13 protein-coding genes are annotated in these 15,628 nt (G+C 74.2%); 5 read left to right on the top strand and 8 right to left on the bottom strand.

The window, feature by feature from the left end; all coding sequences use genetic code 11:
- Positions 1-41 precede the first annotated feature (41 nt).
- Together AC529_RS09915 and AC529_RS09920 are read left to right on the top strand one after the other, a co-directional pair.
- Positions 42-1,253 carry an SfnB family sulfur acquisition oxidoreductase gene (locus AC529_RS09915; RefSeq protein WP_068755808.1) on the top strand — a complete coding sequence of 404 codons (1,212 nt, stop codon included), beginning with the start codon at positions 42-44 and terminating at the stop codon, positions 1,251-1,253.
- Between the two features lie 60 nt (positions 1,254-1,313).
- Positions 1,314-1,811, top strand: a complete 498-nt coding sequence (locus tag AC529_RS09920; protein ID WP_068755810.1) for a GbsR/MarR family transcriptional regulator — start codon at positions 1,314-1,316, stop codon at positions 1,809-1,811.
- A gap of 2 nt (positions 1,812-1,813) precedes the next feature.
- Here AC529_RS09920 and AC529_RS09925 read toward each other — a convergent pair whose 3' ends face one another.
- From AC529_RS09925 to AC529_RS09945, 5 genes are all read right to left on the bottom strand, one after another.
- Positions 1,814-2,587, bottom strand: coding sequence for an ABC transporter ATP-binding protein (locus tag AC529_RS09925; RefSeq protein WP_232306677.1), 774 nt, complete (start codon positions 2,585-2,587; stop codon positions 1,814-1,816).
- Between the two features lie 65 nt (positions 2,588-2,652).
- The gene (locus AC529_RS09930; RefSeq protein ID WP_068755816.1) at positions 2,653-3,693 is read right to left on the bottom strand and encodes a FecCD family ABC transporter permease; all 1,041 of its coding nucleotides are present in this window, start codon (positions 3,691-3,693) and stop codon (positions 2,653-2,655) included.
- Positions 3,690-4,706, bottom strand: a complete 1,017-nt coding sequence (locus AC529_RS09935) for a FecCD family ABC transporter permease (RefSeq protein ID WP_068755818.1) — start codon at positions 4,704-4,706, stop codon at positions 3,690-3,692. The genes AC529_RS09930 and AC529_RS09935 overlap by 4 nt, the downstream gene beginning before the upstream one ends.
- 71 nt (positions 4,707-4,777) lie before the next feature.
- Positions 4,778-5,821, bottom strand: a complete 1,044-nt coding sequence (locus AC529_RS09940) for an iron-siderophore ABC transporter substrate-binding protein (RefSeq protein ID WP_068755820.1) — start codon at positions 5,819-5,821, stop codon at positions 4,778-4,780.
- 375 nt (positions 5,822-6,196) lie between these two features.
- The gene (locus AC529_RS09945) at positions 6,197-7,237 is read right to left on the bottom strand and encodes an NAD(P)-dependent alcohol dehydrogenase (RefSeq protein ID WP_068755822.1); all 1,041 of its coding nucleotides are present in this window, start codon (positions 7,235-7,237) and stop codon (positions 6,197-6,199) included.
- 888 nt (positions 7,238-8,125) lie between these two features.
- Here AC529_RS09945 and adhP point away from each other — a divergent pair.
- Entirely contained in the window at positions 8,126-9,139 is a 1,014-nt protein-coding gene (gene adhP / locus AC529_RS09950; RefSeq protein ID WP_068755824.1) for an alcohol dehydrogenase AdhP, read from the top strand.
- Positions 9,140-9,215: 76 nt separating this feature from the next.
- Here adhP and AC529_RS09955 read toward each other — a convergent pair whose 3' ends face one another.
- Complete coding sequence (locus tag AC529_RS09955) at positions 9,216-10,052, bottom strand: helix-turn-helix domain-containing protein (RefSeq protein WP_068755826.1); 837 nt, start codon at positions 10,050-10,052, stop codon at positions 9,216-9,218.
- A gap of 445 nt (positions 10,053-10,497) precedes the next feature.
- Between AC529_RS09955 and AC529_RS20100 the strand changes: the two genes are divergently transcribed.
- Entirely contained in the window at positions 10,498-10,656 is a 159-nt protein-coding gene (locus AC529_RS20100; protein WP_157080149.1) for a hypothetical protein, read from the top strand.
- Positions 10,657-10,837: 181 nt separating this feature from the next.
- Here the strand turns inward: AC529_RS20100 and AC529_RS09960 are convergent, their stop codons facing one another.
- Both AC529_RS09960 and exaC read right to left on the bottom strand, forming a co-directional pair.
- Entirely contained in the window at positions 10,838-11,200 is a 363-nt protein-coding gene (locus tag AC529_RS09960) for a DUF779 domain-containing protein (protein WP_198156365.1), read from the bottom strand.
- 26 nt (positions 11,201-11,226) lie between these two features.
- Positions 11,227-12,750 carry an acetaldehyde dehydrogenase ExaC gene (exaC, locus tag AC529_RS09965; RefSeq protein WP_068755832.1) on the bottom strand — a complete coding sequence of 508 codons (1,524 nt, stop codon included), beginning with the start codon at positions 12,748-12,750 and terminating at the stop codon, positions 11,227-11,229.
- A gap of 410 nt (positions 12,751-13,160) precedes the next feature.
- Between exaC and AC529_RS09970 the strand changes: the two genes are divergently transcribed.
- On the top strand, positions 13,161-14,621 hold the full coding sequence (locus AC529_RS09970; protein ID WP_198156367.1) for a GAF domain-containing protein: 1,461 nt from the start codon (positions 13,161-13,163) through the stop codon (positions 14,619-14,621).
- The last annotated feature ends 1,007 nt before the right edge of the window (positions 14,622-15,628 follow it).

The following is a 15,628-nucleotide window of genomic DNA, read 5'->3' on the forward strand; positions in this document are numbered from 1 at the left end:
GCCCGGTCCGACGCGGGCCGCGGCGGAAGGAGAGCTCCCCCATGACCGACACTGTGACCGCCCACGTCGTCTCCGACGACGACGAGGCCGTGCGGATCGCCCGGGACCTCGTGCCGCGCCTGGCGGTCGGGGCCGACCGGCGCGACGCCGAACGGGAACTGCCCTGGGAGCAGGTCGCCCAGATCAGGGCGAGCGGCCTGCTGGGCATCACCGTGCCCCGCTCCCACGGCGGCGCCGGCGCGGCCGCGGCGACCGTGGCCGAGGCGCTGCGGCTGGTGGGCACGGTCGACCTCAGCCTGGCGCAGATCCTCCAGCCCCACTTCGCGTTCCTGGACTCGCTGCGCCGCAGCGGCGGCGAGGAGGTCCGCAACCGGGTGTTCGCCGACGTCCTGGCGGGCGCGCTGGTCGGCAACGCCCAGGCCGAGCGCACCGGCCGCAACTCCCACGAGCAGCGGACCCGCCTGGAGCCGGCCGGCGACGGCCGCTACCGGATCACCGGGGTCAAGTACTACGCGACCGGGTCGCTGTTCGCGCAGTGGCTGGCGGTGACGGCCAAGGTGGAGGTCCCCGGCTTCGGCGAGCCGCAGCCCTACGTCGTCTTCGTCCCCCGCGACGCCCCCGGCGTGGAGGTGGTCGACGACTGGGACGGGATGGGGCAGCGCACCACGGGCAGCGGCACCGTGCGCCTCACCGGCGTGGAGGTCCCGGCCGAACGGGTGGTCCCGCACTACCTCACGTTCACCGGGCCCACCACCTACGGCGCGTTCGCGCAACTGGGGCACGCCTCGATCGACGTGGGCCTGGCCCGCGGCGCGCTGGAGCGGGCCGCGGAGTTCGTGCGCACCAGGAGCCGGGCCTGGTTCGAGAGCGGCAGCGACACGGCCTCGGAGGACCCGCTGGTGATCCAGCAGTTCGGCGAGCTGGAGCTACAGGTCCGCGCGGCGGAGGCGCTGGTGCAGCGGGCCGCCGCGGCGGTCGACGCCGCCAACGCCGACCCCACCGACGACACCACGGCCGAGGCGTCCATCGCGGTCGCGGCGGCCAAGGCGGCGGGCGGCCGGGCCGCCGTCGCGGTCTCCAACGCCCTGTTCGAGGTGGCGGGCACCCGTTCGGCCGCCGACGGGCTCAACCTGCACCGGTACTGGCGCGACGCGCGCACCCACACCCTGCACGACCCGGTCCGCTGGAAGATCCAGCACATCGGCCGCTACTCGCTCAACGGCCGGCGGCCCCCGCGCCACGGCCAGATCTGACCGGACCGGGCCGCCTCGGCCCCGCTGCCCGCGGGGCCGGTGTGCTCTATTCTGGACGGCATGTCGGACATCAGCGGGGACGGGTTCCGGTCCGACTTCATCCGCAGGTTCGCCGAGTACTGGCAGTCACAGGGCCGTCCCAAGAGCGAGGGCCGCATCGTCGGCTACCTGCTGCTGTGCGACGGCGACGGGGTGAGCGCCGCGCAGATCGCCGACGGCGCCCAGGTCAGCCGCGGCTCGGTGTCGACTGCGGTGCGCCGCCTGGAGGAGCTGGGCTTCGTCCGGCTGGTGCAGGTCCCCGGGCGGCGCCACCGCCTGGTCTCCATGGGCGACGACGTGTGGGGCAACTTCCTCCGCAACGAGCGCCACTACCTGCGCCGGCAGCGCGACCTCGCGCAGGCCGCGCTGGACCGGCTGGGCGACGGCCTGGGCGAGGCGAGCCGGCGCCGGCTGACGAACATGCGCGACTACATGGTCTGGCTGGACGGCTACCACAACACCCTGCTGGCCCGCTGGGAGGAGTACAAGGAGCGGCGCGACGCGGCCGCGCGGGGCTGAGGTCAGCGCGGCCGCCCGTGCGGGACGACCAGCGGGGTCCCGGTACGGGGGTCCGCGACCACGTCGCAGGCCAGTCCGAACACGCGGTGCACCAGGTCGGCGGTGAGCACCTCGCCGGGCGGGCCGTCGGCGGCCACGCGGCCCGCGTCCAGCACGACCAGTCTGGTCGCGAAGCGGGCGGCCTGGGCGAGGTCGTGCAGCACCGCGACGACCGTGCGCCCCCGCCGGTGCAGGTCGGCGAAGAGCTCCAGCAGGTCGTACTGGTGGGCGATGTCGAGGAAGGTGGTGGGTTCGTCCAGCAGCACGATCCCGGTGCGCTGGGCGAGGACCATGGCCGCCCACGCCCGCTGCCGCTGGCCGCCGGACAGCTCCTCGACGGGGGTGTCGGCGCAGTCGGCCAGTCCGGTCAGCTCCAGCGCCTCGCCGATCGCCTCCTCGTCGTCGGGGCTCCACTGCCGCAGCAGCGTGTGGTGGGGGTAGCGGCCCCGCGCGGCCAGGGAGCGCACCGTGATGCCCTCGGGGACGGCCGGGTTCTGCGGCAGCAGCGCCAGTTGGCGGGCCACCTCCCTGGAGCGCTGCGCCCGGATGTCGCGGCCGTGCAGCAGGACCCGCCCCGCCGTCGGGCGCAGCACCCGGGCCAGGGCCTTGAGCAGGGTGGACTTGCCGCAGCCGTTCGGGCCGACGACGGCCACGAACTCGCCCTCGGCGATGTCCAGGTCCAGGTCGCGCACCACCGTGCGGGCGCCGTAGCCGAGGGTGAGGCGCTCGGCGCGCAGCCCCCGCGCGGCCGGCCGGTGCGCCTGCCGCGCCGGGGACGGGGTGTCGTCGGTTGCGGTCCGGTTCACAGCACTCCTCTGCGCCACTCGCGTACCAGCAGGAATCCCAGGTAGACGCCGCCCACCGCCAGGGTGGCGATCCCCACCGGCAGCCCGTCGGCCAACGGCAGGTGCTGCACGGCGAGGTCGGCCACGGCCAGGACCAGCGCACCGGTCAGGGCCGACACGGCCAGGTTGGGCCCGCAGGCGCGGGTGAGGCGCCGCGCGATCTGCGGTGCGGTCAGCGACACGAACGCGATCGGCCCGGCGACGCTGACCGCCGCCGCCGACAGCACCACCGACACCGCGATCGCGGCGGTGCGGGTGGAGGCGGCGCGGGCGCCGAGGCCGTCGGCGAGCTCGTCGCCCATCTCGTTGAGCGCGACCGGCCGGGCCAGCGCGGCGAGCAGCGGCGAGGCCAGGGCCACCACCAGCCAGATCGTCAGGGCGTGCTCCCAGGAGCGGGCCGAGAGGGTGCCGTTGACGTAGGCGGCGAGCACGCTGGCCTGGTCGCGGGCCAGCGCGGAGACCACGAACTGGGTGAAGGACGCGGCCATCGCCGCCACCCCGATGCCCGCGACGACGAGTCGGCCGGGGTGGCGCAGTCCGGTGCCGGTCACCGTCGTGACGAGGAGCACCGCGCCCACCGCGCCCGCCAGGGCGCCCAGCGGGACGGGGACGGCGCCGGGCAGGGCCAGGGCGACGAGCGCGGCTCCGGCGCTGGCCCCCCAGTTCAGTCCGATCACGTCGGGGCTGCCCAGCGGGTTGCGGGTGACGGACTGGAACAGGGCTCCCGCCAGGCCCAGGGCCGCGCCGGTGCCCACCGCCGTGGCCAGGCGCGGGCCGCGCAGCCGGTGCAGGACGAACTCCTGGGCGGGGGTGGCGTCCCCGGTGAGCGCGTCCGCCAGGGCGCCGGGGGGAATGCCGAGGCGGCCCAGGCCGAGGGTGGCCACGGCGGTGGCCAGCAGGGCGGCGGCGAGCAGGAGCGCCCACAGCAGGGAGCGCGGGTGCAGCGGCAGCGCCACCGCGGAGCCCACGCGCAGCACCGGCTGCGGGGGGCGCCTCACGGGGCGCTCCGCATGCGGCGGACCGCGGCGAACAGGAAGGGGGCGCCGACGAACGCGGTGACCACGCCGACCATGAGCTCGGCGGGGCGCAGCAGGAAGCGGCCCACGACGTCGGAGAGCAGCAGCAGGGCGGGGCCCGCCAGCAGCGCGAGCGGGAGCTGGCGGCGGACGTCGCCGCCGGCCAGGGCGCGCACCACGTGGGGCACGGCCAGGCCGACGAAGGCGATCGGCCCGGCCGCCGCGGTGGCCCCCGCGGCCAGCAGGGTCGCGGCGGCCAGCCCGCCCGACCGCACGAGGGCGGGGTGGGCGCCCAGCGAGGCCGCGGTCTCCTCGCCCAGCGCCAGCGCGTTGAGGCCGCCCGCGAGCAGCACGGCCAGCAGGGCGCCCACGGCGACGAAGGGCAGGACCGCGGCGATGACGTCGAAGCCGCGGCCCGCCAGCGAGCCCACCACCCAGAAGCGGTAGTGGTCGAAGACCTCCGGCATGCTCAGCGCGACCGCCTGGACGTAGGCGGTGAGCACCGCGGAGACCACCGCTCCGGCGAGGACCAGGCGGACCGTTGCGCCGCTGCTCTCCCGGCCGCCCACCGCGTAGGCGACCAGTCCGGCCAGCAGCGCGCCGGGCAGCGCCCACCAGACCGCTGCCGCGGTGGAGGCGGGGCCGAGCAGGGCGGTGGCGGTGACGACGGCGGCCATCGCGCCCGCGTTGACGCCGAGCAGTCCCGGGTCGGCCAGCGGGTTGCGGGTGACGGACTGCATAAGCAGCCCCGACAGGGCCAGGGCCGCTCCGGCGACGACGCCCAGCACGGTGCGGGGGTAGCGGCTGGCCACCACGGTGGCGGTGTAGGGGTCGGCGGTTCCGGTGAGGGCCGCCCACACCTGCCCGGGCGGGGTGGACTTGCTGCCCACGGCGAGGCTGAGCAGGACTGCCGTGCCGAGGGCGAGGAGCGCGCCGCCGAGCAGCAGGGCGGTGCGCAGGGGTCTGGCCTGGGGTGGCGCCGTCGTCGTGGTCACGATCGCCTTCGGGTCGCGGAACGGGTGGCAGGCGCGCGGCTCCGGCTGCGCGGGCCGCGCGCCCGGTCGGGTCAGCGGTCGAGGGCGTCGACCGCCTCGTCGATGAGGGGGATGTAGCGGTCCAGGACCCACGGCACGGTGAGCGGGTTGATGATGGAGGAGGCGGTCACGAACGAGGTGTCGTCGCTGACCACCACCGATCCGCGGGCGATGGCCGGGATGGACGCGTACAGCTCCTGCGCCTCGATCTCCCTGCGGGTCTCGGCGTCGGTGTAGAAGGTGAAGACGAGGTCGCTGTCCTTGAGCTTGTCGGCGTTCTCCAGGCCGATGACCGCCGAGTCGGTGCCCTCGGTCTCGGGCAGGGTCTCCACGACCGGGTCGACCTGGAGGCCGAGGCCGCGCACCATGGCCACGCGCTGCTCGTCGGGCATGAAGACGCCGAGGGTCCCGGGGCCGTCAGTGTAGATGTAGGAGAAGGTGAGGTCGGCGTACTCGGGGCGGGAGGCGGCGGCCTCCTCGAACTGCCGCTCGATGTCCTCGATCAGCCCTTGGGCCTCCTCGCTCCTGCCCAGCGCCTCGCCGATGATCTCGATCTGCTCGTCCCAGTCGGTGCTCCACGGCAGGTCGGGGTAGGCGACGGTGGGCGCGATGCCGCTGAGGACGTCGTACTGCTCCTGGGTGATGCCGGACCAGGGCGCGAGGATGACGTCGGGCTCCAGTTCGATGATCGCCTCGAAGTCGATCTCCTCGCCGCCGGTGAACTGGACCGGCAGCTCCTCGCCCGCCTCGGTGACGGCCTCGTGGATCCACGGCAGGTAGCCGGTCTCGTCGCTGCCCCACGGGTAGCTCTCGATGCCGACGGGGACGGTGCCCAGGGCGATGGCGGTCTCGGCCGACCCCTGGCCCAGGGTGACGATCCGCTCGGGGGCCTCGGGGATCTCCGCGGTGCCCAGGGCGCTTTCGATGCTGACCGGGAAGGCTCCGTCGGCCGAGGAGGCGCTGCTCCCGTCGTCGCCCGTGTCGGCTCCGCCGCAGGCGGCCAGGCCGAGGGCCAGGACGGCGGCGGCGCCCGCGCCGCCGGCGCGGCGGGGGAGGGTGCGGGGCTTCGCGTGCATGCTCGCTTCTTCCTTCGCTGCGGTGGGAGGGGCGCCTTCGCCGGGGGCGAGGGGTGCTCGCCGCGGGCGGCCGCCCACCTCAAGGACGAACCACCACAAACCAGACAAAAGCGGCCAATACGCCAAAGCGAAGGTAAGTCTAACCTTAGTCAGAAGAGATTTCAAAAATTTTGAACCCGCCCGCACCGCGGCGTGCCGCCTGCGGGGCGCACGCGGCACGAGGCCCGGCCGGGAGGCTCCCGTCGGGCGGAGAGCACCGCGGCCCCGGCCGCCGCGCCCGGAGGCGGACCGGCTCCGCCCCGCCTCCGGCCGGGCTCTGCCGCCAAGTCCCGTGTCCGCGTCCTCCTCCCCAAAGACGGGCACGGAAGCTGCGGCTCACTCCCTCAGGACGCAGGCGGGGGCGACCACGGCGCGGCCGCGCACCTCGCCGCGCTCCAGCCGCTCGTAGGCCAGGGCCGCCTCCTCCAGCGGGTACTCCTCCACCTCCGCCGTGATGCGGCCGGTGCGGGCGAGGGCCAGGACGTCGTCCAGGTCGGCGCGGGTCCCCCGGTGGGGGGAGCGCACCGTGGCCCCGGGGGGCAGCGGGCCCCCGGCCGCCGGCAGCCGTCCGCCGCCGTCGCCCACGACGCCGATCTCCCCTCCCGGGCGGAGGCTGCGCGCGGCCGCGCCCAGGGTGGCGTCGGTGGCGACGAAGTCGAGGACCGCGTCGGCGCCGACGCCGCCGGTGAGCTCGCGCACCTGCTCGGGGACGGTGTCGTCGCCGAGCAGGGCGACGTCGGCGCCGGAGCGCAGCGCCAGGTCCAGCTTGTCGGCGGCCAGGTCCACCGCGACGATCCGCGCGGCGCTGAGGGTCCGCAGGATCTGGACCGCCAGGTGGCCCAGGCCGCCGATCCCCACCACCAGGACCGTGCTGTCGGGCGGCAGCACGGACAGCGCGGAGCGGACCGCGTGGTAGGCGGCCAGCCCGGCCCCGGTCAGCGGTGCGGCGCGGACCGGGTCGAGGCCGCCCAGGGGGACCAGGCGGCGGGGGTGGTCGACGAGGAGGTAGTCGGCGAGGGCGCCGTCCGCGCCCGCTCCGGGCTGCCGGACGCCCTCCTCCCAGGCGTGCGGGCAGTGGTTCTCCGCTCCGGCGCGGCAGTGGCGGCAGGTGCCGCAGCCCTGCGGCCCGTACACCGCGACCGCGTCCCCCTCGGCCACGTCGCGCACCCCGGCCCCGACGTCCACGACCACGCCGACCGCCTCGCGGCCGAGGGTGAACGGCAGGGGCAGTTCCTCCGGCGGACGGCCCATCAGCACGAGGTCGGAGCGGCACAGTCCGGCTCCGGTGACCTCCAGGACCACCTGACCGGGACCGGCCGCGGGTGCGGGGACCTCTTCCAGGTACGGCTTCTTGCCGTCGTAGCGCAGTGCTCTCATCGGTCACCTAGACAGCAACGGCGGGCGTGCGGGCCCGCCGGTCGGCGTACTGAACGGCCAGGGCCGCCCGGCCGCTCCCCCCGATCGGGGCGGACGGGTCAGGGAACCGCGTCGTCTCCTGCGTTTCCATGGACAGCGCCTTTCGTGAGATCAGCCCGGCCGGTCGCGTCAGGAACAGACGCCCACTGACGACAAATCATTACTACTATTAAAATTAGGACAATTGAAGGTTGTGGGCCGTAAAAATACTTCTGCTCCCGCGGCCCCGCCAGGCCGCCCGCCCGCGCCGACCGCCCCGGGACCGCATCCGACCGGGGCCCTGCACCCCGCCGACGCCTCCGCCGCGCGCCCCCGCTCCCCGGGTCGTCCGGGGCCGCGGTGCGCGGCCCCGGACGACCTTCTTCCGATCCCTCCAGGAAAGTCTCCGCACCGGCCGGACGCCCCGACCGGGAACGCCTCCGGCGCACGCCGACACAGCACCGGACGCTCCTCCCGGCGCCGTCGGCCCGGATGCCGGCGTCCGGGAGCCCCGGAGCACTCCCCTCGCCAAGCACGCTCCAAGGCCCCCTTCCGCCCCGGGACGGGAACACCTCCGCCCCGGGCCGCATCGGGCACGAACCGCGCCCGATTCAATGACAACCATCATGCTTGTTTAACGTCTGTTGGTGTAGTGCCGGTCTCTCGGACCTCCCGCGGCCGCAGGGGCCGCCGCGCGGACCGGGGCCTCCGGCCGCTGTCTGCCGCGGGCAACCTCGGTGCAACCCCGCCGCACCTAGCGTGACTCCCGTCACTCCCCGGAGGCACGGCAGGCGCTTCGGGACGCGCCCCCTCGCGCGTCCGCCGCGTGCCCTCCGGTCCGCTCTCCGGCAGGAATCGAGGAACGCCATCGTGAAAGCCGCTGTGGTCCACAGCTTCACCGAACCGCTGCGTATCGAGGAACGCGACCTCCCCGCCGTCGGCCCCGAGCAGGTCCTGGTCCGCATCGAGACCTCGGGACTGTGCCACACCGACATCCACGCCGCGCGGGGCGACTGGCCGGTCAAGCCGTCCCTGCCCTTCGTCCCCGGCCACGAGGGAATCGGGATCGTGGAGCAGAAGGGCGAACGGGTCGGCCACCTCAGGATCGGCGACCGGGTCGCCATCGCCTGGCTGGCCCAGGCGTGCGGCCGCTGCGCCCACTGCGTCAGCGGGTGGGAGACCCTCTGCCCCGAGCAGAAGAACAGCGGGTACTCCGTGGACGGCGCCTACGGCGAGTACGCCCTCGCCCACGGCGAGTACGTGGTACGGGTCCCCGAGGGCGTCGACCCGCTGGACGCGGCCCCGCTCGCCTGCGCGGGCGTGACCACCTACAAGGCGGTCAAGGTGTCCGGCGCGCGGCCGGGGACCCGGGTGCTGGTCTCCGGCATCGGCGGGCTGGGCCACCTGGCCCTGCAGTACGCGCGCGTCTTCGGCGCCGAGACGATCGCCGTCGACGTCACCGACGCCAAGCTCGCCCTCGCCGAGGAGCTGGGCGCCGACCACGTCGTCGACGCGCGGACCAGCGACGTCGCCGCGCAGGTGCAGCGGCTCGGCGGGGCCGACGCCGCCATCGCCCTGGCCGTCAACAACGCCGCCGTGCGCGCCGCCTACGACTCGCTGCGCCGCGGCGGCTCCCTGGTCCTGGTGGCGCTGCCCGCGGACGGACGGCTGGAGATCCCGGTGTTCGACCACGTGCTGGGCGGCAAGAAGGTGATCGGCTCGATCGTGGGCACCCGCGAGGACCTGGCCGAGGTCTTCCGCATCCACCAGCGCGGCGCGACCCGGGTGATCCGCGAGGCCCGCCGCCTGGAGGAGGTCAACGACTGCTTCGCGGAGGTCCTCGCCGGGAAGGTCACCGCCCGGCTCGTCTTCGACCTGCGCTAGCGCTCCGCCGCAGGGCGGCAGGACCGGGCTGTGCGGCGTCCCGCGCCGGCCGCCCCGCCGCGGCCTCCGGGCCTGGTCAGCCGCCGACCTGGTCGAGGTAGGCCCGGAGCGGCACGAGGCTGTGCCAGAGCTGGTCGAAGTAGCCGGCGTAGTAGCCGAGGAAGGTCGGGTCCTCGACGCTGAAGCCGTTCAGCTTCTGGTGGGCGCCCCCGGAGAACGCCAGGAAGGCGACGCTGTCGTCGATCAGCGCCATGTTCTGCCCGTCGGCGCCGGTCGGCCAGCGCAGGACGTTCACCTCGTAGTTGAGCAGGCCGGCGGTCTCCTCGTAGTGGTCGCGGACCCAGGAGAGCATCACCGGATCAGGGGTCCCGCCGCTTTCGGGGACGCCGATGATGCGCCGCACGGTCCTCTCGCTGTCCCCGTCCGCGGCGGCGCGCGCCCAGTCCAGGACGGCGGCGAAGTACTCCGCGGAGGCCGCCGAGGTGTAGTGGGTGGGCGGGTGGCGGCGGATGTAGGTGACGCGGATCTCGGAACGCGCCCTGCGGACCTGCTCGGCCGCCGCCCGGTAGAACTCCGGGTTGGTGCGGTACCACACCACCGGCAGGGAGGCCCCGCCCCGGGTCGCGGGGGCGGCGCGCCGGCTGCGGCGGATCCGGTCGAGGCGGCGGTAGGTCTCCTCCCAGCGCCCCCGCCACTGCCCGGGGGACTGCCCGCAGGCCCGGACCAGCCGCGACAGCAGCTCCCAGTTGGGGAACCTGCGCCCGTTGAGGATGTCGGAGACCGTGGTGCGCCCGCACCCCATCTGCCTGGCGAGGCTCTCCTCGGTGGGCTGCCCCGCCTGTAGGCGCAGGACCCGCAGTTGCTCGGCGAAGTCCAACTGCGGCTGGGGGAACGGACCGGGCGGTGTGGGCATGCGGACCTCAGGACGGACGGCGGTGTCTCCCGTTGTCTTCTTTTTCCTACCGCTGCCGCCCCGTTCCGAACCTTTCCCTCCCGCTTTTCGCCGTTTTCCGATCGGCGTCGAGAAAACGGATATCCGACACCGGAGCAGGTCATTATCGGAACAAATCCGAAAAAGGAGCGGGGTTCGGAACGGAGCCGCGCCCCGCCCTCGCGAGAAGCGCTCCCGGCTCTGCCGCACGCTCCGAGCCGGACGGCCCGCGCACCGAGTGTCCAGGAGCATCCCGTGCCCGTGCCTGCCCGAACACCTCCCGGGGAGGGCGGCGAGCCCGCCCCTCCCTGGTTCCTGCCCGTACTGGCGGCCAGCCTCGTCCTCACCGCGCTGGGAGCGGACCCGCTCGTGGTCCTCGCCGCCGTCACCACCGCGGTGTCGTTCCCCCCGGAAAGGAGCCGATTCCGTGCACCTGCTGAAGTGCCCGTACTGCGCGCGGACCACCCCGCACACCGAACTGTCCGTCCTGCCGGCCTTCGACTGCGCCGGGCAGCTCCTCGTCGTCTTCACCACCTACCGGTGCCACCGCTGCGGGCGCCGGCACCGGACCAGGACCGCCCGCTGATCCGGCGCCGCCGTCCCCCGCACGGCCCCGCCCCCGCATGGCTGCGGGACCGCGGCGCGTCCCGCTAGCCGCCGCACCGGCAGACCCGCCCGCCGCGCCTTCGGGCCGAGCACCCCGCGCTCCCGGCCCGAAGGCGTCCCCGGGGCGCGGGCGCGGCCTCCCCCGCACCCGCGCCCCGCCGTCACGGCTCCAGCGCGGCCGGCTCCTCCTCGTCCAGCAGCCGGGAGCGGACGACGAACCGCACCCCCTCGGGGGCCTCCACCGAGAAGCCGCTGCCCCGCCCCTCGACCACGTCGATGGTCAGGTGGGTGTGCCGCCAGTAGGCGAACTGCGCCCTCGACATCCACACCCCGACCGGCTGCTCCAGGCCGTCGACCCGCAGGTCCCCCAGGTGCACGTCGGCGGCCCCGAGCCGGAACTCCCCCACCGGGTAGCACATCGGCGCACTGCCGTCGCAGCACCCGCCGGACTGGTGGAACATCAGCGGGCCGTGGCGCCGGGTCAACCGGACCAGCAGCTCGGCCGCCGCAGCGGTCAGCGCCACGCGCCCCACCCGTTGCGCGGCCACGGCTAGAACAGCCCCAGCGCGTTCTCCGAGTAACTGACCAGCAGGTTCTTGGTCTGCTGGTAGTGCTGGAGCATCATGTGGTGGGTCTCGCGGCCGATGCCCGACTGCTTGTAGCCGCCGAAGGCGGCATGGGCGGGGTAACTATGATAATGATTCACCCATACCCGGCCGGCCTGGATGTCGCGGCCCGCCCGGTAGGCGGTGGTGCCGTTGCGCGACCACACCCCCGCGCCCAGCCCGTACAGGGTGTCGTTGGCGATCGCCACGGCCTCGGCGTAGTCGGCGAACCGGGTCACCGAGACCACGGGGCCGAAGATCTCCTCCTGGAAGATCCGCATCCCGTTGTGGCCCTCGAAGATCGTCGGCGCCACGTAGTAGCCGCCCGCCAGCTCCCCCTCGTGCTCCAGGCGCTCCCCGCCCAGCAGCACCTTCGCGCCCTCCTTCCTGCCGATGTCGATGTAGGACAGGATCTTCTCCAACTGGTCGTTGCTGGCCTGCGCACCGATCATGGTCTCGGTGTCCAGCGGGTTGCCCGTCCTGATCCTGCGGGTCCGCTCCACGGCGTCGGCGAGGAAGTCGTCGTAGATGTCGGCCTGGACGAGCGCCCGCGACGGGCAGGTGCACACCTCGCCGGAGTTCAGCGCGAACAGGGAGAAGCCCTCCAGCGCCTTGTCGTAGAACGCGTCCCGCTCGGCCGCCACGTCGGAGAAGAAGATGTTGGGGCTCTTGCCGCCCAGCTCCAGCGTCACCGGGATCAGGTTCTCGCTGGCGTACTGCATGATCAGCCGCCCCGTGGTGGTCTCACCGGTGAAGGCGACCTTGCGGATCCCGCTGTGCTGCGCCAGCGGCTTGCCCGCCTCCACGCCGAAGCCGTTGACCACGTTGAGCACGCCCGCCGGCAGCAGGTCGGCGACCAGCTCCACCAGCAGGTGGATCGAGGCGGGCGTCTGCTCGGCCGGCTTGAGCACCACCGCGTTGCCCGCCGCCAGCGCCGGGGCCAGCTTCCAGGCCGCCATGAGCAGCGGGAAGTTCCACGGGATGATCTGCCCGACCACGCCCAGCGGCTCGTGGAAGTGGTAGGCCACGGTGTCGTCGTCGATCTGGGAGGTGCGGCCCTCCTGGGCGCGGATCGCCCCCGCGAAGTAGCGGAAGTGGTCCACGACCAGCGGCAGGTCGGCGGCAAGGGCCTCCCGCACCGGCTTGCCGTTCTCCCAGGTCTCGGCGACCGCCAGCCGCTCCAGGTTGGCCTCGACCCGGTCGGCGATGCGGTTGAGGACCAGCGCGCGCTCCGCGGGCGAGGTGCGCCCCCACGCCGGGGCGGCCTTCTCGGCGGCGGCCACGGCCCGGTCCACGTCCTCGGCGGTGCTGCGGGCCACCTCGGTGAAGGGCTGCCCCGTGACGGGGGTGACGTCGACGAAGTAGTCCCCCTTGACCGGAGGCACGTACTCGCCGCCGATGAAGTTGTCGTACCGGGACCGGTACTCGACGATGCTGCCGGGCGCGCCCGGCGCCGCGTAGACGGCCACTGCTGCTTCCTCCTCCAGACACGCATCTGATGTGTGCTGCGCCACACTAGGAACGGAAGCGTTGCAGTCCCGTTGCATCCGAACCGCCCTCGCCCGCCCCTCCACAGTGACCCAGGTCACCATGGAGAACCCGGCGGACCGCCGCCCCCGGCCGGCGCCTCGGGGACCTGCGCGGTCTTGCCCTCCAGGCGTTTTGCGGTCATGATCCGCAGCACGGACACCGGACGTGTCCGGCCACCCGCACGCCACGACCGCTCTGCCCACCGGACGGTGACAACATGTCCGCTTCTTCGGGTCTCCCCTCCGGGCCGGGCCGCGCACGGGCACCGCAGCGGCCCTGTCCCCACGCGCTGCACCGCGCCCACGAGAACTTGCGCGGCGGCGCACACAACGGCGGCACCCTGCGTTCCGTGGTGTCCGCCTCCTGGAACCGCTCCCTGCGCGCCCGCGTCGACCCCGAGGGCAGCGCCCCTCCCCTCGTCTACGGCCCCGCCGAACTGCGCGAGGTCCGCTCCGCCCACCCGCTGGCCGCCGTCGTGCCGACCCTGCACCGCATCCTCGACTCCGCGGTGGACGCCTCCGCCCAACTGTTCATCGTCACCGACGCCGACGGCCGCATCCTGTGGCGCGAGGGCGCCGCCCCGGTGCGCACCGCGGCCGACCGGGTGCTGCTCACCGAGGGCACCCAGTGGCGCGAGGACACCATCGGCACCAACGCCATGGGCACCGCCCTGGCCACCGGCCAGCCCGTGCAGATCTACTCCGCCGAACACCTCGTGCACGCCTACCACACCTGGACCTGCGCGGCCTGCCCGATCACCGACCCCGACACCGGCCGCATGCTCGGCACCATCGACGTCAGCGGCCAGCAGGACAGCGTGCACCCGGCGATGGTGCAACTGGTGTCGGCCGCCGCCGAACTCGCCGAACAGGAACTGCGGGTGCGCATGATGGTCGCCGACCAGCGGCTGCGCGAACACCGCCTGCCCGACCTGCACCGCCTCGGCGGCCAGCCCGGAGCACTCCTCAGCCAGAGCGGACGGGTCATCGCCACGCACCGCCGCGAGGACTGCCCCGTCACGCTGCCCGAACGGGTGGACACCTCCCACGGCAGCGGCCGCATCGACCTGGGCGGCGGCGTGCACGGCACCCTGGAGCCGCTGCCCGAGGGGTGGCTGCTGCGCCTGCCCCGCCCCACAGCGCGCACCGCACCCCGCAGCACCGCCCGGACGCCCACCGGAAGCACGCCCGCCCCCCGGCCCCGCACCGGGGGCGCCCCGGACGCGACCGGACCGCTGGCGCTGCACCTGCTGGGCCCAGACTCCCCCGTCGTCCGGCTGGGCGGCCGCCGCCTGCCCGTGTCGCTGCGCCACGCCGAGATCCTCGCCCTGCTCGCCCTCCACCCGGAGGGGCGCACCGCCGAACAGTTGGCGCTGGGCCTCTACGGCGAGAACGGCAACCCCGCCACCGTCCGCGTCGAGGTGCACCGGCTGCGCGCCCAGCTCGGCCGCCGCGTCCTGCTCACCCGCCCCTACCGGCTCGCCGACGCCCCCGACTGCGACCTGCTGAGGGTGCGCGCCCGCCTGGCCGCGGGCGACGTGCGCGCGGCGCTGGCCGCCTACCGGGGCGAACTGCTGTCGCGCTCGGAGGCCCCGGAGATCCGCGCGGTCCGCGACGAGGTCGCGGCCACCCTGCGCACCAGCGTCCTGGAGCTCGGCGACAGCGACCTGCTGTGGCAACTGGCCTGCCGCGACCTGGGCCGCGAGGACGTGGCGGTGCTGGAGGCCCTGGCCACGGCCCTGCCCCGCACCTCACCGCGCCGCGCCAGCGCGGTGCAGCGGCTCAACGCGCTGCTGGCCGCCGACGGCTAGCACCGGCCCGGCCGGGGAAGGGCAGCCGCCCCCTCCTTCCCCACAACAGCCCTCCCCCGTCCGGGCCTCCCCCCCCGCCGGGGACCCGCCCGACGGCCCGGCCCGAGGAGAGGCATCCCCATGCCTGTGGGGTCCCCGGCCGCTGCCGGGTGGCGGGTTCCTGGATGGCGGCGCTGCGGAGAGCCGGCACCCCCTCAGGTGCCGCAGCGGCGGCCAAGGCTGCCGCGCCTCCCGGCCGAAGCAGACCAGACGGTTCAGCGCCACATCGGCCCCGACCGGGCCACGGCCCCGGCACCGCCCTCGTCTCCCATGGTTCTAGGGGCAGAACAGGCAGGTGCTCTGTCCCTAGGACCATGATCGTCAAGGCCACGCCGGTGGTCGGCCGTGGAGTTCGACAGGAAGAGGACTTCCGGCCGGTTCTGCGGTCCAGCAGGCGCCTCGGACAGCAGACAGGACACGGGCGACCAGGCAGATACTGTGCATTTCCGGACGGCTGAGTGCACTTGCCCAGGTTTTCGCAAGTGAATGAAAATCACCTGGACCGCTGATAAAGTCCCAGTTCGTCAAGGGTGCCCCGCGCATGCGGGGGGTGGTCTGTGAGCGTCTTTTGAGTGAGATCGGTATGGGCGTCGGGCGGAGGATCCGTGTGGTGTCTGACCGCGCGATCGCCTCGCGGACGTCGGCGGCTTCCTTGTCCATGGGCAGGGTCATGGGGGCTATCCACACGCTTCCTGTCGGCGTCGAGTCTCGCCGCCACACCGTGGGAGTCGGCAGGCCAACCTCTAATGGCATCCTGTGAACAGGACGGATGAACTCTGGTTTTCAGCGACACGCCGGGGTCTGGTGCACGACCGGAGGTTCGCTGAAAAAAGCCGCCGGAACCGGCACCCGGGGTGGGGCGTGGCCAGCGACTTTACCCTCGGGTCCTCATCGCCCCTACGAGGGGCAGCAACACGTGACGCGCCGCCTGTCCGGCATGGGCAAGGACGGTCCTCATCGCCCCTACG

This window comes from Thermobifida cellulosilytica TB100, assembly GCF_001517975.1.
Taxonomy (GTDB): Bacteria; Actinomycetota; Actinomycetes; order Streptosporangiales; family Streptosporangiaceae; genus Thermobifida; species Thermobifida cellulosilytica.